Annotated in this window: 18 protein-coding genes and 2 pseudogenes; 10 read left to right on the forward strand and 10 right to left on the reverse strand. The window is 66.6% G+C overall.

Annotation, left to right across the window (positions count from 1 at the left end):
- Window positions 1–59 precede the first annotated feature (59 nt).
- The 6 genes from ACVWY0_RS03935 to ACVWY0_RS03960 form a co-directional block, all read right to left on the reverse strand.
- Window positions 60–791, reverse strand: a complete 732-nt coding sequence (locus ACVWY0_RS03935; protein ID WP_485835512.1) for a glutamine amidotransferase — start codon at window positions 789–791, stop codon at window positions 60–62.
- Window positions 792–887: 96 nt separating this feature from the next.
- A complete protein-coding gene (locus ACVWY0_RS03940) occupies window positions 888–1,328 on the reverse strand; it encodes a YybH family protein (RefSeq protein WP_485835513.1) in 441 nt (146 codons plus the stop codon).
- 19 nt (window positions 1,329–1,347) lie between these two features.
- Window positions 1,348–3,162, reverse strand: coding sequence for an acetyl/propionyl/methylcrotonyl-CoA carboxylase subunit alpha (locus ACVWY0_RS03945; RefSeq protein WP_485835514.1), 1,815 nt, complete (start codon window positions 3,160–3,162; stop codon window positions 1,348–1,350).
- A gap of 129 nt (window positions 3,163–3,291) precedes the next feature.
- A complete protein-coding gene (locus tag ACVWY0_RS03950) occupies window positions 3,292–3,978 on the reverse strand; it encodes a Maf family protein (protein WP_485835515.1) in 687 nt (228 codons plus the stop codon).
- Between the two features lie 9 nt (window positions 3,979–3,987).
- Window positions 3,988–6,513: an MMPL family transporter gene (locus tag ACVWY0_RS03955; RefSeq protein ID WP_485835516.1), complete on the reverse strand. Its 2,526-nt coding sequence runs from the start codon at window positions 6,511–6,513 to the stop codon at window positions 3,988–3,990.
- Between the two features lies 1 nt (window position 6,514).
- A complete protein-coding gene (locus ACVWY0_RS03960) occupies window positions 6,515–7,204 on the reverse strand; it encodes a TetR/AcrR family transcriptional regulator (RefSeq protein ID WP_058929589.1) in 690 nt (229 codons plus the stop codon).
- 160 nt (window positions 7,205–7,364) lie between these two features.
- On the opposite strand from ACVWY0_RS03960, the gene ACVWY0_RS03965 reads away from it, so the two are divergent.
- Window positions 7,365–7,943, forward strand: a complete 579-nt coding sequence (locus ACVWY0_RS03965) for a hypothetical protein (RefSeq protein ID WP_485835517.1) — start codon at window positions 7,365–7,367, stop codon at window positions 7,941–7,943.
- A 95-nt stretch (window positions 7,944–8,038) separates the two neighbouring features.
- On the opposite strand, the gene ACVWY0_RS03970 is transcribed toward ACVWY0_RS03965, so the two are convergent.
- The 4 genes from ACVWY0_RS03970 to ACVWY0_RS03985 form a co-directional block, all read right to left on the reverse strand.
- Window positions 8,039–9,502 (reverse strand): dicarboxylate/amino acid:cation symporter, encoded by a 1,464-nt coding sequence (locus tag ACVWY0_RS03970; protein WP_485835518.1) that lies wholly within the window; start codon window positions 9,500–9,502, stop codon window positions 8,039–8,041.
- A 232-nt stretch (window positions 9,503–9,734) separates the two neighbouring features.
- On the reverse strand, window positions 9,735–11,420 hold the full coding sequence (locus ACVWY0_RS03975) for a DUF885 domain-containing protein (RefSeq protein WP_485835519.1): 1,686 nt from the start codon (window positions 11,418–11,420) through the stop codon (window positions 9,735–9,737).
- A gap of 9 nt (window positions 11,421–11,429) precedes the next feature.
- Window positions 11,430–11,693, reverse strand: coding sequence for an acyl-CoA carboxylase subunit epsilon (locus ACVWY0_RS03980; protein WP_485835520.1), 264 nt, complete (start codon window positions 11,691–11,693; stop codon window positions 11,430–11,432).
- Window positions 11,690–13,273: an acyl-CoA carboxylase subunit beta gene (locus ACVWY0_RS03985; RefSeq protein ID WP_485835521.1), complete on the reverse strand. Its 1,584-nt coding sequence runs from the start codon at window positions 13,271–13,273 to the stop codon at window positions 11,690–11,692. The genes ACVWY0_RS03980 and ACVWY0_RS03985 overlap by 4 nt, the downstream gene beginning before the upstream one ends.
- A 237-nt stretch (window positions 13,274–13,510) precedes the next feature.
- On the opposite strand from ACVWY0_RS03985, the gene ACVWY0_RS03990 reads away from it, so the two are divergent.
- The 9 genes and pseudogenes from ACVWY0_RS03990 to ACVWY0_RS04030 all read left to right on the forward strand — a co-directional run bounded on the left by ACVWY0_RS03990 (window position 13,511) and on the right by ACVWY0_RS04030 (window position 23,767).
- Window positions 13,511–14,398, forward strand: a complete 888-nt coding sequence (locus ACVWY0_RS03990; RefSeq protein WP_485835522.1) for an SDR family oxidoreductase — start codon at window positions 13,511–13,513, stop codon at window positions 14,396–14,398.
- Between the two features lie 68 nt (window positions 14,399–14,466).
- Window positions 14,467–15,375, forward strand: coding sequence for a biotin--[acetyl-CoA-carboxylase] ligase (locus ACVWY0_RS03995; protein ID WP_485835523.1), 909 nt, complete (start codon window positions 14,467–14,469; stop codon window positions 15,373–15,375).
- Window positions 15,368–15,967 (forward strand): PH domain-containing protein, encoded by a 600-nt coding sequence (locus ACVWY0_RS04000; protein ID WP_485835524.1) that lies wholly within the window; start codon window positions 15,368–15,370, stop codon window positions 15,965–15,967. The genes ACVWY0_RS03995 and ACVWY0_RS04000 overlap by 8 nt, the downstream gene beginning before the upstream one ends.
- On the forward strand, window positions 15,957–17,081 hold the full coding sequence (locus tag ACVWY0_RS04005) for an adenylate/guanylate cyclase domain-containing protein (RefSeq protein ID WP_141139924.1): 1,125 nt from the start codon (window positions 15,957–15,959) through the stop codon (window positions 17,079–17,081). The genes ACVWY0_RS04000 and ACVWY0_RS04005 overlap by 11 nt, the downstream gene beginning before the upstream one ends.
- 386 nt (window positions 17,082–17,467) lie before the next feature.
- Complete coding sequence (locus ACVWY0_RS04010) at window positions 17,468–19,405, forward strand: Ig-like domain-containing protein (RefSeq protein WP_485835525.1); 1,938 nt, start codon at window positions 17,468–17,470, stop codon at window positions 19,403–19,405.
- Window positions 19,333–20,472, forward strand: a pseudogene (locus tag ACVWY0_RS04015) (transglutaminase-like domain-containing protein); the annotation flags it as partial. The gene ACVWY0_RS04010 and the pseudogene ACVWY0_RS04015, both read left to right, overlap by 73 nt.
- A pseudogene (locus ACVWY0_RS04020) lies at window positions 20,469–21,910 on the forward strand (RDD family protein). The pseudogenes ACVWY0_RS04015 and ACVWY0_RS04020, both read left to right, overlap by 4 nt.
- The gene (locus ACVWY0_RS04025) at window positions 21,907–22,809 is read left to right on the forward strand and encodes a PP2C family protein-serine/threonine phosphatase (protein WP_485835526.1); all 903 of its coding nucleotides are present in this window, start codon (window positions 21,907–21,909) and stop codon (window positions 22,807–22,809) included. The pseudogene ACVWY0_RS04020 and the gene ACVWY0_RS04025 overlap by 4 nt, the downstream one beginning before the upstream one ends.
- A gap of 1 nt (window position 22,810) precedes the next feature.
- A complete protein-coding gene (locus ACVWY0_RS04030; protein ID WP_485835527.1) occupies window positions 22,811–23,767 on the forward strand; it encodes a hypothetical protein in 957 nt (318 codons plus the stop codon).
- Window positions 23,768–23,800: the final 33 nt, after the last annotated feature.

A 23,800-nucleotide genomic window follows, 5' to 3' on the forward strand; every position in this document is an offset into this window, starting at 1 on the left:
GCGTTCCAGCCCGGTTGCTGACAGAACTGCCCGGCGTGTTCCCCGTTATTGCGGGGAGCTCAGCCGGCGTAGCGGGCCACGAAGTTCCGGAGGAGCTTCATGGGCTCCGTGGCGGTGTACGTCCGCGCGTCAGCCATGAGCTCCTCGGCGGACTCCGGCGGGAAATATCCGGCATGCCGGTAGATATCGATCCGTGTGACCAGCCCCTCCGCGTCCAGTTCCGGGTGAAACTGTGTGGCGTACAGGTTCTGCTTGATGCGGAACATGTGGACGGGGCAGGCCTGGGAGGATGCCAGCAGCACCGCGTGGGAGGGCAAACTGGTGCAAGCCTCCTTATGCCCGGTGAAGGCGGTGAAACGCCGTGGCATCCCGTGCAGGAGCGGATCCGCGAGCCCCGCCTCCGTCAGCTCGATTTCCACCCCGCCCAGCTGTTCGCCGAAGGTCCTGTCGATCACGGCGCCCTGGTGCCTGCCCAGAGTCCCCACGCCGTAGCAGGCGCCCAGAAACGGAAAGTCGCGGGCCACGATCCGGTCCAGCAGCCCGGCCAGTTCATGCTCCACCCGGTGCTGCGTTTCGCTCTTGTGGTCTGCCGGGTCGCTGGACGTGAAGGGACTCCCGCCCACAATCACGCCTGAGAATTCGGCCAGGTCCAGTTGCGGCAGGGGAGCGGCCTCAAGCCGGACACGCCTTAGCTGCGAAGGGGTCAGCCCGCCATACGTCAGGTACGCCTCATACTCTTCCTCTGCTGCGGCGTCTTCAGCCCGGGAGGCAAGGAACAGGAAAGGCTTCACACGCTAAGTGTGCCTTTCGCCCCAGCTCAACGCCAGAGGACGCCCAGCGCCAGCCTGCAGTTGGCGCCGGAGCACAGCCCCGGCGCCAGAGGGACGTCAGTGGCTGGCAGGCTGCGCGAGGGACCGGCGGGACTGCGGCTGGGCGGCATTATCTGCGTGGCGGTGGACCAGCTTCCAGTAGCCTTCTTCGCGCCGGAAAATGCTGGTCACGCGGAGCGCGAACTCTTCCGGCGCCGCGGCGCCCTCCAGACGGGCCCGGAAATGCTCCGTCTCCACCAGGTAAGCCGTGTCGCGTGCGGTGTAGGAGGTGATGGTGTCGAACCCGAGCATCTCGCCGTCCTGGAACTGTCGGGACGCCTGGTCCAGCCGGGCCTCAACCTGGGCCCAGCCGCGTGCGATGCCGCCGAACGGGTTGGCCAGCGTGACGTCGTCGAGCCTGGAATACAGGTCCTTGACGGCACCGGGATTCCCGCGGGTGATTTCCGGAACCGCCAGGTGGTAGCGGTCTACTTCTTCTTCAAAACTGGGTGCGAGCATGGGGTGCCTCCGGCAGGGTCTAGTCTTCGATCGTGGCGATGAGGGCGCCGGCCGAAACCGTCTCACCGGCCACTGCGCTGAGTCCGGTGATGATGCCGGAACGGTGCGCGGTCAGGGGCTGTTCCATCTTCATCGCTTCGAGCACCACCACCAGGTCACCCTCGGACACAACGTCGCCGTTGGCCACGGCAACCTTGACGATGGTGCCCTGCATCGGGGAGGTCAGCGCGTCGCCGGCGGCGGCCGCAGCCGCTCCGCCTGAACGGAGGCGTTTCTTGGACTTGTTGGACTTCGCGCCGGCGGCGGAACCCGCCCCGATCGAACCAAGGGAGGCCGGCAGGACAACCTCGAGGCGCTTGCCCCCCACTTCAACCACCACGCGCTGGCGTTCACCGGCGTCGCCGCTGGCTTCAGCGGTTCCGTCCGGCGTCCAGGCGGGAATGTTGTTGACGAATTCGGTTTCAATCCAGCGGGTGTGGATGCTGAAAGGCCCTTCCGCGGGCGCAAAAGCGGGGTCCGAAACAACGGCGAGGTCGAACGGGATAACGGTGGGGATGCCCCCCACCACCATTTCCTCCAAGGCGCGCCGCGAACGCTGCAGGGCCTGGGCGCGGGTGGCGCCGGTGACGATCAGCTTGGAGAGCATCGAGTCGAAGTTGCCGCTGATGACATCGCCCTCCTCCACGCCGGAATCGATCCGGATGCCGGGGCCTGTGGGGTTCTTCAGGGTGGTGATGGTGCCGGGGGCGGGCATGAAGTTGCGGCCCGGGTCCTCGCCGGTGATGCGGAATTCGAACGAGTGGCCACGGACCTCGGGGTCGCCGTAGCCGAGCTCCTCGCCGCGGGCCAGCCGGAACTGTTCGCGGACCAGGTCAATGCCCGTGACCTCTTCGGAGACGCAGTGCTCCACCTGGAGGCGGGTGTTGACCTCGAGGAAGGAGATGGTGCCGTCCTGGCCCACCAGGAACTCGCAGGTTCCGGCGCCGAGGTAACCGGCTTCCTTCAGGATGGCCTTGGAGGATTCGTAGAGGCGGCGGTTCTGCTCTTCGGTGAGGAACGGTGCAGGTGCTTCTTCAACGAGCTTCTGGTTGCGGCGCTGCAGCGAGCAGTCACGCGTGGAGATGACCACGACGTTGCCGTGGGCGTCCGCGAGGCACTGCGTTTCGACGTGGCGAGGGGCGTCCAGGAAGCGTTCGATGAAGCACTCGCCGCGGCCGAAGGCTGCAGTGGCCTCACGGACGGCAGACTCGAAGAGCTCCGGGATTTCTTCGCGGGTGCGGGCCACTTTGATGCCACGGCCGCCGCCGCCGAAGGCTGCCTTAATGGCCACGGGCAGGCCGAACTTGTCCACGAACTCAAGGATTTCCTCGGCCGACTGCACAGGATCGGCGGTGCCGGGGACCTGGGGGGCGCCCACTTTCTCCGCGATGTGGCGGGCCTGCACCTTGTCGCCGAGGGCCGAGATGGCCTCGGGGGACGGGCCGATCCAGGTTATGCCGGCCGCGATGACCTTGGCGGCGAACTCGGCGTTTTCGGCGAGGAAGCCGTAACCGGGGTGGATGCCGTCGGCACCGGACTGGCGGGCAACGTCAATGATCTTGTCCATCACCAGGTAGGACTCCGCGGCGGTGTTGCCACCGAGGGAGTAGGCCTCGTCGGCCAGCCTGACATGGAGCGCGTCGCGGTCCGGATCGGCGTAGACAGCCACGGAGGCAATGCCCTCGTCGCGAGCCGCGCGGATGATGCGCACTGCGATTTCGCCTCGGTTTGCGATCAGCACCTTGGTGAGGTTCGATTGCACGGGACTAGCGGACTGCTCCAAATTTGCTGACAAGGCGTCTCCTTCTTTCCTTCAGGGAGCCTAGCGCGATTTTGTGGGTTCCGCCGATGTTACTTGCGGTTTCCGCGTGTAAACGGGCGCGGCTTTGTAGGGAACCTACAATTGGTCGGAAAATCGCCGCAATTATTCGGTGGACCACAGGTCCGTGATGCGTACGTTTGCGTGCCCGAGGAGACTGCGCAGCGTGGAGACTGACAGCCCGACGACGGCGTGCGGGTCCCCGTCCACCTTCCGGATGAACGCCCCGCCCAGGCCGTCGATCGTAAACGAGCCGGCGCAGTGCAGCGGTTCGCCCGTGGCGATGTACGCGTCGATCTCTTCCGGATCCATCTCCGTGAAGTGGACCTCGGCGGAGGCGACCGCCCCGAGCGTGGCGCCGGATCCCGGTGCCGTGATGCCGCCGTCGGCCGCTGCGTCGGTGCCTATCTCGGCGGGCCCGTCATCGGCTGCCGTCGCGCGGCAGTCCACCAGCCAGTGCCCGGTGTGCAGGACACCGCTGTTGCCGCTCATCCGGAGCATCCGTTCGCGGGCGACGGCGGCGGTGTACGGTTTGCCGTGCGCCTCGCCGTCGAACTCGAAGACGGAGTCGCAGCCGATGACCAGCGCGCCCTCCGCTTCCGGCAACGCGGCTACCGCCTCGGCCTTGGCGCGGGCCAGCAGCAGCGCGGTATCGTGCGGATCCGTGACGCCGTAGCGGGCCTGGACCGCGTCTTCGTCCACATCGGAGACGAGCACGGAGTGCCGGATGCCGGCGTCGGCCAGGAGTTTGGTGCGGGCGGGGGACTGGGAGGCGAGGATCAGGCGGGTCACCGTTTCAGCCTAGTGGACGGGCTCGGTCAGCTTCTGCGGCTCGTTTTCGCGGCGTTCCAGCCGGGCGCCTTCCACGTCCACGTCCGGCAGGATCCGGTCCAGCCACTTGGGGAGCCACCAGGTCTTTTCGCCCAGCAGATACATCACAGCCGGCACGATGGTCATGCGGACCACAAACGCGTCCAGCAGCACACCGAACGCCATGGCGAAGCCCAGCGGCCGGACCATGGTCAGGTGGCTGAAGATGAAGCCGGCGAACACGCTGACCATGATGATCGCGGCGGCGGTCACCACGGTGCCGGCATGGCTGAAGCCGATGCGTACGGCCTTTTTGGCCGGGGCGCCATGCATATAGGACTCACGCATGCCCGACGCGATGAACACCTGGTAGTCCATCGCCAGGCCGAACAGCACACCGATCAGGATGATCGGCAGGAAGCTCAGGACCGCGCCGGGATTGGCGACGTCGAACACTCCACCCAGCCAGCCCCACTGGTATACGGCCACCACCAGGCCGAAAGCGGCGGCCAGGGACAGCAGGAAACCGCCGGTTGCCAGGAGGGGAACCACAATGGAGCGGAATACCAGCAGCAGCAGGATGAGGGAAAGCCCGACGACGATCGCCAGGTACGGCGGCAGGGCGTCACCGAGTTTTGTGGAGACGTCGATGTTGCCGGCGGTCTGCCCGGTCAGGCCGATGGTGACCCCCGTTTCGGCCTGGATCTGGGTGCCGCGTTCGCGGAGTTCGCTCACCACCTGCACCGTGCCGGCCTTGGCGGGCCCCTCTTCCGGGATGACCTGGAAAACGGCGGTGCGGCGGTCTTCACTCAGTGCCACGGGCACTGTTGCCACCACGTTGTCCACGCCACGGATCAGGTCCGCGACGTCATACTGCAGTTCCTGGGCCCGGGCTTCGTCCAGGCCGGCCGGGAATTCACCCACCACCACAATGGGGCCGGTGACGCCTTCGCCGAAGCTCCGTGCGGTGACGTCATAGGCCTGGTAGGCCTCGGAGTCCACCGGTTCGGAGCCGCCGTCGGGCAGTGCCAACTGGAGCTGCGCGGCGGGCAGGGCCAGCGTTCCCAGCAGGAGTACGCCGGCGACGAGCGCCACGACGGGGTGCCTGGTAACCAGGCCGCCCCAGCCCCGGGTGCTCTTTTCCTCATCCTTGGCCTGGTCGGCAACCTCATGGCCGGCCTCGGCGTTGTGGGCTTCGGCCTTGGCCCAGGCCCGCCGGGAAATGATGCGCCGGCCGATCAGGGACAGCAGGGCCGGGGTCAGGGTGAGCGCCACAAGGACGGCCACCGCGACGGTGCCTGCTGCTGCCAGGCCCATCACGCTCAGGAACGGCAACCCGGGCACCACCAGGGCGGCCAGGGCAATGATGACCGTCAGGCCGGCAAAAAGCACGGCGTTGCCCGAGGTTCCGGTGGCGCGTGCCACGGATTCCTCGGGGTCCATGCCTGCCAGCAGCTGGGTCCGGTGCCGGTTGACGGTGAACAGGGAGTAGTCAATGCCCACGGCGAGGCCAAGCATCAGCGCGAGCATGGGGGAGATGGAGCTCATCTCGAAGGCGCCGGACAGGGCGAACGTGATGCCCACCCCGACGCCAACGCCGATGACGGCCATCAGCAGCGGCAGGCCCGCGGCGATGAGCGTCCCCAGCATCAGGATCAGGACCAGGGCCGCCACACCGATGCCGATGATTTCGGCCGTGCCGAAGAGTTCTGAAATGTCTTCTGTGATTTCCTTGCTGGCCAGGGCCGTCACGCCCACGGACGAAGTCTCATGCACGATGTCCTGGACCTGCTGGCGCACCGCCGGGGTGAGGGCGTTGATGGAGGTGTTGAACTGCACCTGTGCCACGGCAGCCTGGCCGTCCGCCGAGACAAACCGGATCCCGCCGGATGCCTCCGCCTGCCGCTTGCCCAGATCGAGCTTGGCCTTGGCGGCCTCCCATTCCTTTGTGCCGGCGTCGAGCTGCGCCTGGCCCTGTGCCAGGGCGGCCTTCTGCGCTCCGAGCTGGGCCTCGATCATGGCTGCAGTTGCGCCGCCGGCAGCGAGCTGCTGCTCCGCGGCGTTCAGCTGCGCGTTGCCGGCGTCGAGCTCGGCACGTGAGGCATCCAGGCGGGCCTTGCCCGCGGCAAGCTGCTGCTCGCCGTCGGCGATGGCCTGCCCGGCCTGGTCCAGCTGGGCCTGCGTGGCGAAGGGATCCACCGTGGCCTTGACGTCAGGCAGGTCACCAAGCTTGGTGAGGGCAGCCGTGACGGCGGCGCGGCTGCCGTCAGTAAAGCCGCCTTCCGGGGCTTCAAAGACGATCGTGGCAGAGCCGCCCGACGCTGCCGGCAGTTCCTGCTTCAGCTTGTCCGCGATCCGCTGTGTCTCAGTGCCCGGAATCTGGAAGTTGTTGGACAGCGTGCCGTGGAAGGCGGCTGCTGAGCCGCCCACGGCCACCAGCGCCGCGAGCCAGAGCGAAATGACCAGCCAGCGGTGGCGGTAGGAGAACTTGCCGAGGCGGTAGAGCAGCAGGGCCATGTCAGAGCCGTTCTTTGTTGAGGTGGGTAGTGGCGGTTGTGGACGTCGCGGAGGGGCTGGCTGCCGGAACGGGGCTGCCGAAGCCGGAGCCGAGGTGGCCCATGGCGTCAATGAGCAGTTGCCGCAGGACAGCGAGGGAAGCGGGGGAGAGATCGGCGCCGCATCGGGCGAACCACACGTCCATGGCCGCCTTCCCGCAGGAGATGACGGAGCCTGCGAGGGCGCGCAGGTACAGTTCGTCGACGACGGCGCCCGGGGTTCCGGCGAAGCGCTCCCGGGCCGCGCTGATGATCTCTTCGGTGCAGTGGTCCCACGCCTCAAGTTCGGACCGGGACAGGACCGCGTTGTCCTGGGTGAGGGTAAAGAGTTCAGCCAGCGGCGCCACCGTCATGGGGTCGGCCAGCTGCATCAGGGCCGCGCGCGCCGATTCGAGGATGGGCTCGTCGGCGGGCCGCTGCCGGAACTGCTGAAGGGCGTTGTCCAAGAACCCGTGCGTCATGGAGGCCAGCGCGGCCTCGGTGCTGCTGAAGTAGTTGAAGAAGGTGCGGCGCGAGATCCCGGCTGACTCGGCGATGTCTTCCACCGTGAAATTCCCGGGTCCCTGGGCACGCAGCAGGGTCAGGGCGGCATCGGTGATGGCCTGGCGGGTGGCGGCTTTGTTCAGCTCACGGCGCGAGAGAAGTTCGGGCATGAAATTACACTACGTGCAAGTTTGCACGCCGCGCAAGTTGATTCACAGGAAGATGAAAGGTTCCCGACAGCTGAGCCTGAACCTGCCGCCGAAGACTGGAAGAGTCCCGTCTGGGACACCTTCACCAGCCGTCACCGGACGGCAGATCCAGGAGACAAGAATGGTACGCACAAAGAGAATTGCCCTTGGGCTCACGGCCACCGCGCTGGCCCTTGGCGCCGGGATCGGCGTCGCCGGCATGGCGTCCGCAACCACGACGCCGACGCCCACCCCCAGCGCCAGCTCAAGCGCCTCAGCCGACGGGAGCACCGGCACTGCCCCAGCTGAAGGGAAGGGCATGCGGGGTGGCCATGGCCACGGCGGCTTCCGCGGCGTGGACGCAGCGGAACTTGCCACCAAGCTGGGCGTGGACGAGGCCAAGGTGACGGAGGCCCTGAAGGCCTACCGCGAGGCCAACAAGCCCACCACCCCGCCGGCCGACGGAACTGAAGGAACCCGGCCGGACCCAGCCGCGAAGCAGGCTGAACTCGCGAAGTCCCTCGCGGCGACGCTCGGCATCGACGAGGCCAAGGTCACGGCGGCGCTTGAAGAGCTGCGCACCGCCGAACAGGCAGATCGCGCCGCGGCTCTGAAGACCCGCCTGGACCAGGCCGTCACCGACGGCAAGCTGACCCAGGCCGAGGCTGACGCCGTGACCAAGGCGGTCCAGAACGGAATCATCGGAGGTGGCGGCCGCTAACGAAAGGCCGGGCTGAGCGAAACCCGCCACCGAACAGGAGAAGTCCCCGGGAGCACTTCCCGGGGACTTCTCCTGTTTGCTGTTCGAGCCGTGCGTCAGGCCTTCGCGTCGGCCAGTTCGCGTCCGGCTTCCGGAGAGTCAGTACCTCCGGCGATGGCGGAAGGATCCGCAGCGGAGGAGTCGGCGTCGTCGTCCACAAACGGAGTGCCGTTGCGGGGTGCGTTGTAGAGCGCCTCGTCGAGCATGCCCTGCCGCTTGGCCACGATGGTGGGCACGAGGGCCTGGCCCGCGACGTTGACCGCGGTGCGCCCCATGTCCAGGATGGGGTCCACCGCGAGCAGGAGTCCGACGCCGGCCAGGGGCAGTCCCAGCGTGGAGAGCGTCAGGGTGAGCATCACCACGGCGCCGGTGGTGCCGGCCGTTGCGGCGGAACCGAGGACCGAGACGAGGGCGATGAGGAGGTAGTGGCTGACGTCCAGCTGGACGCCGAAGAACTGGGCCACGAAGATGGCGGAGATCGCGGGGTAGATCGCGGCGCAGCCGTCCATCTTGGTGGTGGCGCCCAGGGGCACGGCGAAGGAAGCGTAGGCGCGGGGAACGCCGAGGCTGCGCTCCGTGACGCGCTGGGTCAGCGGCAGGGTTCCGATCGAGGAGCGGGACACAAACGCGAGCTGCACGGCGGGCCAGACCCCGGAGAAGTACCGCTTCACGGACAGGCCGTGCGAGCGGATCAGCGTCGGGTAAACCACAAACAGCACCAGGGCCAGGCCCACATAGATGGCGAACGTGAACTTGCCGAGCGCGCCGATGGTGTCCCAGCCGTACACGGCCGCGGCGTTGCCGATCAGGCCCACCGTGCCGAGCGGGGCGATGCGGATGATCCACCAGAGGACTTTCTGGATAACGGCCAGCGCCGACGCGTTGAGGTTCAGGAACGGCTCGGCAGCCTTGCCGACCTTGAGGGCGGCGACGCCGACGGCGATGGCAATCACCAGGATCTGGAGCACGTTGAAGCTGATGGAGGTGCTGACTGTGGTGGCCGCGGTGGCACTTTCAGTCACGGTGGAGCTGGCACCGAGGCCGAGGAAGTTCTTGGGGAACAGCCCGACCAGGAAGGACCACCAGTCACCGGACTTGCCGGCGTACTTGGCCTCCTGGGTGATGCCGGTGTTGGCGCCGGGCTGCAGGAGCACGCCGAGGCCGATGCCGATCACGACGGCGATCAGGGACGTGATGGCGAACCAGAGCAGGGTGTTCCAGGCCAGCTTGGCGGCGTTGGAGACCTGGCGCAGGTTCGAGATCGAACTCACCACAGCGGTGAAGATCAGCGGAACTACCGCGGTCTGCAGCAGTGAAACGTAGCTGGAGCCGATGGTCTGCAGGGTGGCGCCGAGGCCGTTGGGGGCCTCCTTGGTGCTGCCCGTGTACTTGGCTAGCAGGCCGAGGCCCAGGCCCACAATGAGGGCGGCGATGATCTGGAAACCGAACGAGCCGGCCCACTTGGGCAGCTGGAAGCCGGTCTTTCCTGCGGATTCGGGGGTGCGGGTTTGAGTGCTCACCAGAACACGCTAGGCCCGGGTTTCTTATCACGGCGAACAGATGTTGAGAAATGTTACGCCACCCCATCGCGTTCGAAGCCCGGGAATCCCCACAAATCCGGCGCCACTCAAGGCAATTGTGAAGTTATTCCCGGCGGCGATGTGGCAAGAGTCTCACCGAATCCGGTGGTCGAGCCTGTCGAGACCTGGATTTCGACAGGCTCAATCACCGGGGCCCCGGCCGGGGCCGAACCTACGAAAGCAGCGCCCGGCGGAGGGTATCTAGGCCTACGGAGCCGATGTTCAGTGCTCGCGTGTGGAAGGCCTTGAGGTCGAAGCCGGGCCGGGTTTCGAGGTCGGCCCGGATTTGTTCCCAGAGGCGCTGTCCCACTTTGTAGGACGGGGCCTGGCCGGGCCAGCCGAGGTAGCGGGTGAATTCGAATTTGAGCTGGCCTTCGCTGATGGGCAGGTTTTCCTTGAGGAAGTCGTAGCCCGCCTCCGGGGTCCAGGTTCCGCTGCCCCAGCGTTCGGGGATCTCCAGTTCCAGGTGGACGCCGATGTCGAACACCACGCGGGCTGCCCGCATGCGCTGCATGTCCAGCATGCCCATGTGGTCGCCGGGATCGGCCAGGTAGCCGAGTTCCTGCATAAGCTTTTCGGCGTACAGGGCCCAGCCCTCGCCGTGGCCGGAAGTCCAGCAGATGTTCCGCCGCCACTTGTTCAGCAGTTCCCGCCGGTAGGTGGCGGTTGCCACCTGCAGGTGGTGGCCGGGGACGCCTTCATGGAAGACCGTGGTGGTTTCGGCCCAAGTGGTGAAGGTGTCTTCGCCGGCGGGAACTGACCACCACATCCGGCCGGGTCGGCTGAAGTCATCGGAGGGGCCTGTGTAATAGATGCCACCCTCGTCGGTCGGGGCGATGAGGCATTCAAGCTTCTTCATCACGTCCGGGATCTCGAAGTGCACGCCGGCAAGCTCGGCAACTGCCTTGTCCGAGAGTTCCTGCATCCACGCCTTGAGGGCCTCCGTGCCCTTGAGTTGGCGGGCCGGGTCGTTGTTGAGGACGTCCTTGGCCTCCTCGATGCTGGCCCCTGCCTTGATGATGGACGCGACATTTTCCTGCTCGGTGATGAGCCGGTCGAGTTCCTGGACTCCCCACGCGTAGGTCTCTTCGAGGTCGACGGCGGCGCCCAGGAAGGAGCGCGAGGCCAGGGCGTAGCGTTCCCGGCCGACGGCGTCCTGCTGCGGCGCGGCAGGGAGCAGTTCCGTGCGGAGGAACTCCGCGAGCTCCCGGTAGGCACCGCGCGCAGCGGCAGCTCCGGCGTCGAGCCTTTCCTGCGTTTCGCCGGGGAGGGGACCGTCGACAGTCCGGGCCCCGGCGGCGAGCTTGGCGAAGAAGCCGTCTTCGGCGGCGTATTTGGCGGTCTGCTCGATGACGATGGAGACCTGGCGTTCGGCCGAGACCTTGCCCGCGTCCCGGGCCTGGCGCAGGGATCCGATGTAGCCGCGGAGGGCGCCGGGGACGTTCAGGGCGCGGCCGGCGATGTGCTCCCAGTGCTCAGCCGTGTCTGTGGGCATCAGGTCGAAAACGGCCCGGATGTCCTGTGCAGGGGAGGCGATGTTGTTCAGCTCCGCCTCGTCCCAGCCCGACTCGTGGATTTCCAGCTGGAGGCCCAGCCGTTCCCGCATGGCGTCGAGGGTGACCGCATCAACGTCGTCCTGGGGCACCAGGTCCTCCAGGGCAGCAAGGGCCTTGCGGGCTTCCGCCGCGAAACTGGCGATGCCGGCGGGGGAGTAATCCGGGTACTCGGTCTCGTGCCCCGGCAGCCCCAGCGTGGTGGCAAGCGACGGGTTCAGCCGGATGAGTGTATCGGTATAGTCATCCGCCACGGCATCGATGGCGGAGTGCGGACGGGCGGCAGGGGCGGCTTCAGTAGTCACCCCACGAGCCTAACCCCGGCTCCGCCTCCAGGCGCCGGGTCCCGGCGTCGGGGCGAGCCGCAGCTGCTGGCGGCGCACCCAGTCGCGGGCGGTGGGCCTCCCGTCGGCCACGGCGTCCGCGCTGCCCAGGGAAAGCACGACGGCGGTCAGCGCCGCGAGCTCCTCGGCCGACGGTTGCCCTTTGACTACAGAAAACACGGGGGCATCGGCGGGCGCATTGGTTTCGACAGGCTCAACCAACGGGGCTCCGAGCAGCGGATCTTTCGCGATCACAGCGGGATGTTCCCGTGCTTCTTGGTGGGCAGGCTCGCCCGCTTGTCGCGGAGGGCGCGAAGGCCCCTGATGATCTGGCCCCGGGTATCGGACGGTGCGATGACCGCGTCCACGTAGCCCAGCTGGGCGGCCTGGTAGGGGTTCAGCAACTCTTCTTCGTACTGGCGGATGACCTCGGCGCGCCGGGCCTCAACGTCCCCGCCGGCCTCGGCAACGGCGGCCAGGTCGCGGCGGTACAGGATGTTGACGGCGCCCTGGGCACCCATCACGCCGATCTGCGCCGTGGGCCAGGCCAGGTTCAGGTCCGCGCCGAGCTTCTTGGAGCCCATCACGATGTACGCTCCGCCGTAGGCCTTGCGGGTGATGACCGTCAGCTTGGGGACGGTGGCTTCGGCGTAGGCGTACAGCAGCTTGGCGCCGCGGCGGATGATGCCCTGGAACTCCTGGTCCTTGCCGGGCAGGAAGCCGGGCACATCCACCAGGGTGATGATGGGGACGTTGAAGGCGTCGCAGTTCCGGACGAAGCGGGCGGCCTTCTCCGACGCTGCAATGTCCAGCGTGCCGGCGAACTGCAGCGGCTGGTTGGCCACGATCCCCACGGTGTGTCCCTCAACCCGGCCGTAGCCGATGATGACGTTGGGGGCATACAGGGACTGCATCTCCAGGAAGTGTGCGTCGTCAACGATCTGCTCGATTACTGTGCGCATGTCGTACGGCTGGTTGGCAGAGTCGGGGACGAGCGTGTCCAGGGCGAGGTCGTCGTCGTTGATCTCCAGCTCCTGCTGGTGCTCCAGCACCGGGGCCTCGGAGAGGTTGTTGGACGGCAGGAAGTCCAGCAGCTCGCGGACGAACTCGATGGCGTCGGCTTCGTCGGAGGCGAGGTACGTGGAGGTGCCTGTGTTGGCATTGTGCTGGCGGGCGCCGCCGAGGGTTTCCATGTCCACGTCTTCGCCCGTGACGGTCTTGATGACGTCCGGTCCCGTGATGAACATGTGCGAGGTCTTGTCCACCATCACCACGTAGTCCGTGAGGGCGGGGGAGTAGGCCGCGCCGCCGGCGGACGGTCCCATGATGAGCGAGATCTGCGGGACGACGCCGGAAGCGTGGACGTTATTGCGGAAGATGTCGGCAAACATGGCCAGCGAGGCCACACCTTCCTGGATGCGGGCACCGCCGCCGTCGAGGATGCCCACTACGGGGCAGCCGTTGCGCAGGGCGAATTCCTGGACCTTGACGATCTTCTCGCCGTTGACCTGGCTCAACGATCCGCCGTAGACCGAGAAGTCCTGGCTGTAGACGGCAACGGGACGCCCGTCCACGGTGCCGTAGCCGGAGACCAGCCCGTCGCCGAGCGGCTTCTTCTTTTCCATGCCGAAGGCGGTGGAGCGGTGCACCGCCAGCGCGTCAAGCTCCACGAACGAGCCTTCGTCCAGCAGGAGGTCCACGCGCTCGCGGGCGGTGTTCTTGCCGCGGGCGTGCTGCTTTTCGATGGCTTCGGGGCCGGAGGGTTGTTCTGCACGGGCCTGGCGGTCGCGGAAATCGGCGATCTTTCCCGCTGTCGTTGTCAGATCGTGGCTCATCAAGTGTCTCCGGCTCTGTAGCAGATTGGTGCTGTAACAATGTGGTGCTGCGTGCGGTGGGTAATAGGCAGGTCAGGCGCGGGATTTAAGTAGATTCCGCACAAAAGACGAACCCTGCTGGCTAGTCTAATGACGCATCTGAGTGGGACGACTGTAGAAAACCTACAATTTTCCGCACCTTCCAGCGGCCAGCCCCTATGTTACCCACCAGTAATATACCTCGGCTACAGTGGAGCCATGACTTCCAGCAACGACGCAAGGTCCACTGCCGCAACGCCGTACCAGGCCGCCGGGTCCCTTCGGGGCCGCACCATTCTGATGTCCGGCGGCAGCCGCGGCATCGGGCTGGCCATTGCCACCCGGGCCGCGCAGGACGGTGCCAATATTGTCCTCATGGCCAAGACCGGCCAGCCCCATGCCAAGCTGGCAGGCACCGTCTTCAGCGCCGCCGAGCAGGTGGAGGCTGCCGGGGGCCACGCCCTGGCAATCGTCGGTGATGTGCGCAGTGACGAAGACGTCGCAGGAGCCGTGGCGGCCGCCGTCGAACGCTTCGGCGGGATCGACATCGTGCTCAACAATGCATCCGCGATCGATCTCTCCACCACCGACGACGTGGACATGAAACGCTACGACCTGATGCAGGACATCAATGTCCGCGGCACGTTCCTGCTGTCCAAGCTGTCACTGCCCGCCCTCCGCAAATCGGCCCACGCGCACATCCTGACGCTGTCGCCGCCCCTGAACCTTGACCCCCACTGGGCAGGCAGGCACCTGGCCTACACCATGGCCAAATACGGGATGAGCCTCACCACGCTGGGCCTTGCCGAAGAACTCAAGGCCGACGGAATCAACGTCAACTCGCTCTGGCCGTGCACGCTCATCGATACCGCGGCCATCCGGAACATGCCCGGCGGCCAGGAGATCGTCCAGGCCGCGCGCGGACCACAGATCATGGCCGACGCAGCCCACGCCGTCCTGACCGGCAGCAACCTGGCCGGCGCCGGTGCGCCCAGCGGCAACTTCTATACGGACGAACAGGTGCTCCGCGCGGCGGGTGTCACCGACTTCCGTCCGTACAGCCTCGGGGCCGCGGAGGATCGCCTGGTTCCGGACATATTCCTCTGAGCCGCGGGTTCCAGTCATGTGGCTGTGGGAACAGCCAGCGGCGGCGCCTGAGTCGATAGGATTCAACCATGGATGACTCACACACCCCAGGAAATCCGTTGGATCGTGGAGCCTTGGCGGACCAGGATTTCCTGGCGGCCACGGGCATCGCCAAGGTGGTGGTGGTGGACTCCACCGGTTCCACCAACGCGGACCTCCTGCGCTCGGTGACGGTTGAGCCAAAGGAGTGGCCGGACCTGTCGGTGCTGACGGCCGAGTACCAGACTGCTGCCCGGGGACGCCTGGACCGGCGGTGGGATGCGCCGCCGCTGAGCTCGGTGTCGGTGTCGGTGGTTCTTCGGCCCGCCAATGCCGAGGGCAGGCCCCTGCCCACGCACACGTATTCGTGGCTGTCGCTGCTGGGCGCGCTGGCGCTGCGGGAGACGCTGCTTGAGACCGCGGGTATTCCGGCCGAGCTCAAGTGGCCCAATGACGTCCTGGTCCGTGGCCGCAAGATCGCCGGGATCCTGGCCCAGCTGGGGCCCATGGGGGACGGCTCGGTTCCTCCGGTCATTTTGGGGACCGGCCTGAACGTGACTTTGACCGCGTCGGAACTCCCGGTGCCCACAGCGACGTCGGTTGCCCTGGAAGAACCGCTGACTGTTGATCGGACCGTGCTGCTCAAGAGCTACCTCGCCCATTTCGCCGTGCTCTACCGCAGCTTCTGCAATGCCGACGGCGACCCCACCGCGGGGATTGCCGGCGGCCCTTCGCTCCACAAACGGGTGGAGTCCGCCATGGTGACGCTGGGCAAGCAAGTGCGCGCGCAGCTGCCCGGTGACCACGAGATCATCGGGCACGCTTCGAGGCTGGACGAGTACGGCTCACTGCTGGTGGTGGACAAGGACCGCCGCGAGCATGTGGTCACCGCCGGCGATGTTGTCCACCTGCGCCCGTGGACCCCGCCGGGCCAGGGCGCTGAAAGCGGCTATGCGTAAAGGCCTCGTGCCGGGCGAGCAGGTCATTACAATCACCCGCCCGCAGCCGAGGAAGCTGGCCGGCCCGGCCGCAGCCTTCATTGCGGCGCCGGCCGCTGCAGCTTTTGCCAGTGCCTGGACGGTGCGGGGTGAGGCTACCCGGCTGGTGCCCGTGGCTTCCGCTGACTGGACACCGTGGATCGTCCTTGCATGCGTCTTGGCCGCTGCGTGGATATGGTTGGCATATTGCCTGCCTCGGCTGCTGCGGTGGCAGGCAACCCGGTACATCCTGACGAGCAGGCGGATTGTTGCCCGCTACGGCATGGTGCGGCGCCGGGACGAGCAGGTCAACCTCGCGTCGATCCGCAACGTGACGGTCCACCAGTCGGTGCTGCAGCGCATATTGCGCTCCGGGAATATATCCTTGGAAACCGGGTACCAAGGTGTGGTGAACATCCAGGACGTCCCGGAAGCAGTGCGGTTCCGGGACTTCGTGCTGGATGCGATTGACGAACTGCCTGTGGGCGGGGACCCGGGGACTGATGAGATATCGGATTACACAGACGAAACGTTGCCGTGGGAGTTGAGAGAAGGTGGAGACGATGAACGATGAGGACCAGCGGGACGAAGCAGACCTGCCGGCTCCCGCCGTGCCCGAAACCGCCCACCCGGCAACAGGCACACTCTCTCCGGAACGAGTGGCTGCCAAGGCTCTCGAGGCCCGGCTGTTGGGCGGCGAACGGAAGCTGCGGCGCCGTGAGGTGGCCGCCGGCGCAGGGCTGTCCCTCCTTTCGGCCCGGAAGCTGTGGCGTGCCCTCGGCTTCCCGAACTTCGGCGACGAAGACGTCGCCTTCACCGAACGGGATCAGGCTGCGCTGTCCACCGTGGTTGACCTGGTCCGCACCGGAGTGCTGACCGAGGAAGCCGCCATCTCCGTGACCCGGTCCATCGGACAGATGACAGACCGCATGGTGGTCTGGCAGATCGAGGCCCTGGTGGAGGACATGGTCCACGAGCAGGGCGTGACGGACGCTGTGGCCCGCAAGCGCCTGGTGAAGGAACTTCCCTCCCTACTGGATGCACTAGAGGAGATGCTGGTCTATTCGTGGCGGCGGCAACTCAATGCCGGCGTGCAACGCCTGGCCGTGCGCGCCGAAGCCGGCCTGCAGGCCAGCGAAGAAGGCCGCGACGGGGACGAAGACGACGCCCCGCTGCCGCTGGCCCGCGCCGTCGGCTTTGCTGACCTCGTTTCGTATACGAGTCTCTCCCGCCGGATGAATGAAAAGACCCTCGCCCGGCTGGTCCAGCGCTTTGAGAACAAATGCGCCGAGATCATTTCCGTTGGCGGCGGGCGGCTGGTCAAGACGGTAGGCGACGAAGTCCTGTATATCGCGGAGACTCCGGCTGCCGGAGCCGAGATCTCGCTGGCCCTGGCACAGGCGTTCACCGAAGACGAGATCCTGCCGGAAGCGCGGGTGGCGATGGTCTGGGGCAGGATACTGTCCCGGCTGGGGGACATCTACGGCCCCACGGTCAACCTCGCCGCCCGTCTCACCACGTTGGCGGATCCGGGAACGGTCCTGATCGACTCCATGACTGCATCCGCGCTGGACCAGGACAAGCGCTTCATTCTCGTTCCGCAGCCTGCTGAAAATGTCCGTGGGTTCGGCGAAATCCATCCCGTGCTCTTGGCACGCGGTCAAGGAAAAGGCCTGGTCCTCGACTAGCCGTTTACCGTCCCCGGCCATGAACTTCGCGGAATGGCTTGCGCAACAAATCCGCGTGCCACAAAATCCGCGCGCAGCAAGAGGCGCCGGTCCGGACGTTACATCGTGGCGTCGCCCACGAAACTGGGACGGTCCGGGAGCCATGGAATACCCCATTGCTGAGCGTCAGGGACGTGTTTGTCCTGACCTTCGGGTTTATCCAGTTGTTGGCGTATCGCGCTATAGTCGACCCTGGCGGCGGCCTGTCGCGCAGCACTAGGGGAGCGCTCCCCATCGCGGCAGCAGCCATGCGTCGGTAGGCTGACGCGGGGAACAGAGAGCCCGGTATCGGGTCTTTGGAGGGGCCGCACTGGGGGCCGCGACACAATTGAGGGATTCGTAACGCTGTGACATCACTGCTGTGGAAGTTCGGTCTCAAGAAGCGCCACAACAAGATCGTTACGGGTTCGGCCTTTGCCGCGGCCGGCGCTGTGCTGGTTGCCGGCGCGATCATCTATCCGGGGTTTAAGACCACTGAGGTGGAGTTGAACGACGGCGGCGTGTGGGTAGTCTCCAAGTCCAAGAATGCCGTGGGTCGTCTGAATTATCCCTCGCGTGTGTTGGATGGTGCGGTGACGCCGGCGAGTACGACTTTCGACATTCTCCAGAATGCCGGGGATGTGTTTGTGGATGATGAGACGGGTTCGACGTTGAACCAGGTTTCTCCTGCGAACATGCGCCTCGGCGGGGACAGGCAGCTGCCGGGTTCGGCGGATGTGAGCTTCGGTGCCAGCGTGATCTCAGTGACGGACGCCGCATCGGGGAAGGTCTGGGCGGTGTCGCCGTCCACAGTAAATGGTTTTGACCAGGAAGCCTCCGAACCTGTGATGGTTGGCTCCGAAGGCCTTGTGTCCGCAGTCGGTACCGATGACCGTATCTACAGTGCCGATCCCAAGTCGGGCGCGGTGACTGTCACGGAGGTGGACGCGAACGGCGAAGTGGTATCCACCGATTCCAGTACCTGGGGTGAGCTTAAGGGTGCAGGGGACCTGCAGATCACGGTGGTGGGGGACAAGCCGGTGGTGTTGGATGCTGCTGCAGGGAAGCTGTTCCTGCCGGGCGGTAAGCGGCTGCAGTTGGAGAATGCGCGGGATGCGAAGCTGCAGCAGGGCGGCCCGGCGAGTGATTTTGTGGCGGTTTCGACGCAGAAGGCGTTGCTGAAGCAGCCGCTGGACGGGTCCACGGCGAAGACGGTCACCTTTGATGGCGAGGGTGTGCCGGCGGCTCCGGTGCAGCTGGCCGGGTGTGTGCATGCTGCGTGGTCCGCGGCGAACGAGTATGTCCGTGACTGCACCAATGATGCTGATGACAAGAACGTTGACGTGCCCAAGGCGAGTGCGTCGCCGTCGTACGTTTTCCGGGTGAACCGGGACCTGGTGGTCCTGAACGATGTGAATTCGGGGAATGTGTGGCTGGTGAACCAGAACATGCAGCTCGTGAACAACTGGGACGACGTTGTTCCCCCGAAGAACGAATCCGATGAGCAGGACCAGGAATCGGCGGACAACAACACCATCAACGTCCTGCCGGACCGCACCAAACCGAACCGGCCGCCGGAAACCAAACCGGACACGCTGGGCGTTCGTCCGGGGTGGACCACCATCCTCAGCGTCCTGGACAACGATTCGGATCCTGACGGCGACGTCCTGACCGCCGCCGTCGGCGATTCAGGGCCCAAAGCCGGAACGCTGGAGAGCATCTACGGCGGCACCGCGTTCCAGATCTCCGTTCCCGCGGACGCTCGGCCCGGCGCCGAGACGTTCAGCTACAACGCCGCGGACGGCCGGGGACTTTCAGCAGGCGGACAGGTCACGCTCAACGTGGTGGCAGCCGATGAAAACAAGCCGCCCGCATTCAAGCGCGGCGGAGACTCCACCACCATGCTGGTGGAACAGGGCAAAACCGTCAGCCAGAACATCCTCACCGACTGGGTGGATCCCGACGGCGACGACCTCGTCCTGCTGGACGCCAAGGCAGACAACGACCAGGACCAGGTCAAGGTCCGGCGTGACGGATTGCTGACGTTCCAGGACTCCGGAGCCACCGCCGGCAAGAAAAACGTGGAAGTCACCATCTGGGACGGCCGGGCAACGGTCACCGGAAAAGTCGTGGTGAACGTCCAGCCGCCGGGCGCCCTGGCGCCGGTGGTCAACGCCGATCACGTCACTGCCGTGGTGGGCCAGAACCTGGTGATCGCGCCCCTGAAAAACGCAACGGCCTGGTCGCCGACGGCCAGCTGCCCAGCGTGTCCGGCCACAGCTCGTCGCGGATCAGGAACCTCCTGACCGCTAAGCAGATGCTCGGCGACGACGAGCAGTATGCCGTGTCCATGTCGCTGATGCTCCGCCACCTGGGCATCCCGTCACGTGTGGTCATGGGCTTCTACCCCGATCCGACCAGCCCGGAGAACGGTGCCGGCGAGGTAAAGATCACGGGCAAGGACGTCCACGCCTGGGTTGAGGTGGCCTTCGACCGGGTGGGTTGGGTCAGCTTCGACCCCACGCCGCCCGAGGACAACGTCCCCATCCCGCCGGACCCCGAAAACAAGTCCAAACCCAAGCCCCAGGTGCTGCAGCCGCCGCCCCCGCCGCAGGAACCGGCCGATCTGCCGCCGGATTCCTCGCCGGACGCCCTGGACGCCGACGAGAAGAAAAACAATCCGTGGCTCTTCTGGGGTGCCCTGCTCGGGGCCCTGGGCATTGTTCTGATCCCGCTGTCCATCCTTGCCCTGCCGCTGCTGCTGATCGCGCTCCTTAAATCACGACGCCGGAAGGCCCGACTCACGGAGGGTCACCCGGCCCAGCGTGTGGGCGGCGGTTGGAACGAGGTGGTGAGCCTCGCCACTGATTTGGGCGCAGGCATCGACACCCGTGCAACCCGGCGCGAAAGCGCAGTGGTGCTTGCTGACTCGTTCCCGGCCACCGGGCAGACCACCACCATGCTGGCGAACCGTGCGGACGCCTCCATCTTCGGCGTTGGCCAGCCCAGCGAGGAGGAGGTCCGGGAATACTGGACCATCGTGGACGGCTCGCTGAAGGAGATGACCGGGGCGTTGGGTTTCTGGCGCCGCCAGCAGGCCCGCTTCTCGCCCCGGTCGCTGCTGGCTGATGGCCGCAACGCCCTTAAGCTGCGTGGCGCCAGGCTCGGGCTGGGCCCGCTGGTGCGTCCGTCCGGCCAGGGTTCCCCCGGATGGCGGCCCGCCACCGGTAGGGTGGGGACCGGCCCGGACGCTGCCGGAACCCTGAATCCGGCAGCACAGGAAAGCGTACCCGGGACGACGGCGGTGGCTTCCGAGCCTGATGAGTCCGCCGTTCTGCGGAACCCTGGCAGGAAGAACCCCACTGAATCATGATGAACGAGGCCGAGCGCTGCCAGCGGTGCCAGCAACTGATCCGGGGCGGCGCCACGTTCTGTCCGGCGTGCGGTGCTCCGCTGCCCAACAGGGCGGCACGCAGCGGACGCAACGTGGACCATGCACAGCGGGCCATGATGGAGCGTGCGGCGGCGCACGCCAGCCAGAATCCCGGTACTATCCCGGTAGTACAAACGGCTCCAGGGGGAGGAACGGGAATGGCAGCCAATCTTGAGCTTGTTCCGGCCACGGCGGGAAACGGCTCGGCGCAGCAATGCTCGACTGGCTGGCCCCCGTCGCGGTCCTGGTGGTGACTTTCGCTATCGGGTTCGCGGGAATCACCCGCACCCAAAGCGGCGGCTTCATCATCTATGACACCGGTTCGCTGGTCCTGTTCGGCAGCATCGGCCTGGGACTGACGCTGGTCTACCTGGCGGTCGTGGTGGGCATGGAAGGCCGCTCCGGGAAGACCCTCGGCAACCATGTCATGGGCATCCGCAGCGCTGACATGGATGGTTACGCCCCCGGCGCCGGGGGAGTGTTCCTGCGCGGACTCATCACCGGCGCGGGCATCATCCTTACGCTCCTGGCCGCCGTTGCCATCGTCATTTTCAAATGGTTCGATGTGGCCGTTTTCATCCTTGGCCCGCTGCTTATGGCCGGCGCGGTGTGGGCCGTGCTGGTGGTCGTGTCCAACACCTGGGACCGCAACGGCAGGCTCCGCGGCTGGCACGATACTGCGGCCAAAACGCTGGTGTTCGACGTCAAGGACGGCCGGAACCCCATCACCTCCGGCGGCATCCAGGGCCCGTACAGTTTCGCGCCCCTGGACCTCCCGCCGGTCCACAAGGTCGCGTCGCCCGTAGCCGGAGCCGCAAAGCCAGCCCAGGTTGTGAACCCGTACGCCCCGCAGCCGTACACGGCTCAACCGTCATCCGCGCCCCAACCGTTCGCACCCCAGCCGTACGCGCCGCCGTCGTCCACTCCTTTCCAGCCGTATGTCCCGTACGCGGCCCCTGTGGTTCCATCGCTTGCCGCCCAGTCCCATCCCGATATCGACCTCGACCGTACGCAGATGCGCGGCGGCGCAACGAATGCGGCGCCCGTCGCCGTGCTGCGGATAAAGCTCGACGACGGCCGGGACTTTCAGCTCGACCGCAACGTCCTGTTGGGCAGGAACCCCCTTGGCCAGGCGGGGGAGCAGCAGGCCCAGCTCCTGGCGGTCAGTGATCCCGGCCGCTCGATCTCCAAGACGCACCTCCACCTGCTGACCGACGGTGCCGGCATTTGGGTGACGGACCGGAACTCCACCAACGGCTGCGCCGTCACTACACCGGACGGCCGGCGCACCCCACTGCAGCCGGGCGTGCCCGCTTTTGTCAGCCCGGGATCCACTGTCCACTTTGGTGACCGTTCCTTCCACCTAGGACAGGCATGAACTCACAGCCCGCCAGTGACCCAGCCGACGCAGACCACGGAACCGGCCTCAGCCTGAGTTACGGCTACGGCACGGACCGCGGGCTGCGCCGGGAATTGAACGAGGATTCGTTTATTGCCTCCGACCCCGTTTTCGCCGTGGCAGACGGCATGGGCGGACATGAAGCCGGCGAGATTGCCAGCGGCATGTGCGTCCGCGCCCTCGCTGCCATGCCACAGCTCGCCACCGGGGAGCGCAGCGTCACGGCGGCAGTGCTCCAGCAATACCTGCTCCGCGCCGACAGTTCCATCCGGGAGGTGACCGGTGCCCGCGCCGGGACCACACTCACTGGAGCCGTTGTGGTGGAACAGATGGGCATGCCGTACTGGCTGGTCATGAACATCGGGGATTCCCGCACGTACCGGCTGAGCCAAGGGCACTTCGAGCAGGTCAGCGTGGACCATTCGGAGGTCCAGGAACTCGTGGATGCCGGTGAAATCACGCCTGAGCAAGCCACCGTCCACCCCCGCCGCCACGTTGTCACGAGGGCGCTGGGCACGGGGGACGAGACCGAGGCTGATTACTGGCTCCTGCCCGTGGAGGAAGGCGACCGGATCATGGTCTGCTCGGACGGGCTCAATGCCGAGCTGACGGATGAGCACATGTTCCGGATCCTGAGCACCGTGGGCCATCCGCAGGACGCGGTGGATGCCCTGATCCAGGCCGCGCTCCGCAACGGCGGAAGGGACAACGTCACCGTCATTGTGGTGGACGCCAGGAACGTAATGAACGACGGCGGCATCGCCACCACGGCGCCCCGCCCCGCCGCTGATGCCGCGGAGGAGGTCACCCTGCCCCGGGGGCGGATTGTTGACGCCAGCCGGCCGGCCGGCCGGGACGACGGAAGAGGGGAACGCTGAGATGGCCACCGCAACATACGCCGCGGGCACTTGGCTCGGTGTTGTCCGGGCCAACACTGTGGTCCTCCTGGGTCCCGGGACCCCGCCCGCCCTGGCCCAGTCCCTGTGGGACCTGCTGGAGGATGCCCCGGAAGTCCACGAGTTGCTCCACGCCGTCACTTTCGGCGTTTCCCTGGCGCAGATACCGTCGTTCGGGATAGTGGATTCCGGTGACGCGCTCCGGATCTTCCTCCGCGGCGACCTGGACCTGACCGTGCAGCTGCCCGGCGGCCCCGTGGACCTGAACGGGCGGGACGTCACCACCTGGACGGAGCGCCGCCTGGACACCCCCGAGTGGTACCGCCTCACTGTGGCCGGAGACGGCCAGCCCGGACCCGCGTTGCCGCTCAGCGAAGGCGTGGTCCGGCTGGAGTCGCTGACAGTGTCGCTCACCGGAATTCCCGTGGACGAGGTGGCGGCTCCGGCTGCCACGCCCGCTGAGGTCGAGGCACCCACCGCTGCCGGCGGCGTCGTCCTCGTAGCGGACGCTGAAGCGGTCACTGAAACGGTAGCGGAGCCTGACTCCGAACCGGCGCCGGAAACTGCACCTGAGGCGGCGGCTGAACCAGGGCGGGAGGCGGTGAGGGAGCATGACCGGGAGGTCTCCGCCGAAACGGTGATGGGGCTCATGGATGATGACGCCAACTTTGCTGCCGGAGCCCCGGAGCCCGAGCCGGACATGGAGCCCGCCCTGGAGCGCACGGCCCATCCTGATCAGGTCCCGGCCCACGAAATGACCGGCAGCTACGACCACCTCTGGGAACGGACTGTTGTCCGCCGCATCGAGGACGCAGCCGTCCGCGACGAACCCGGAGAAGATCACGGCGCCCCCGCGGCGCCCCCGCGGCGCCAGTCGACGCGGCTCCGGCACCGGTCGATGCGGCACAGGCGAACGCTCCAGGACAGCCGGAGGCAGTAGCCAGCCTGGCTCCGGCACCGCCCGCCCACGAAC

The sequence above is a fragment of the Arthrobacter sp. UYNi723 genome (assembly GCF_054057635.1).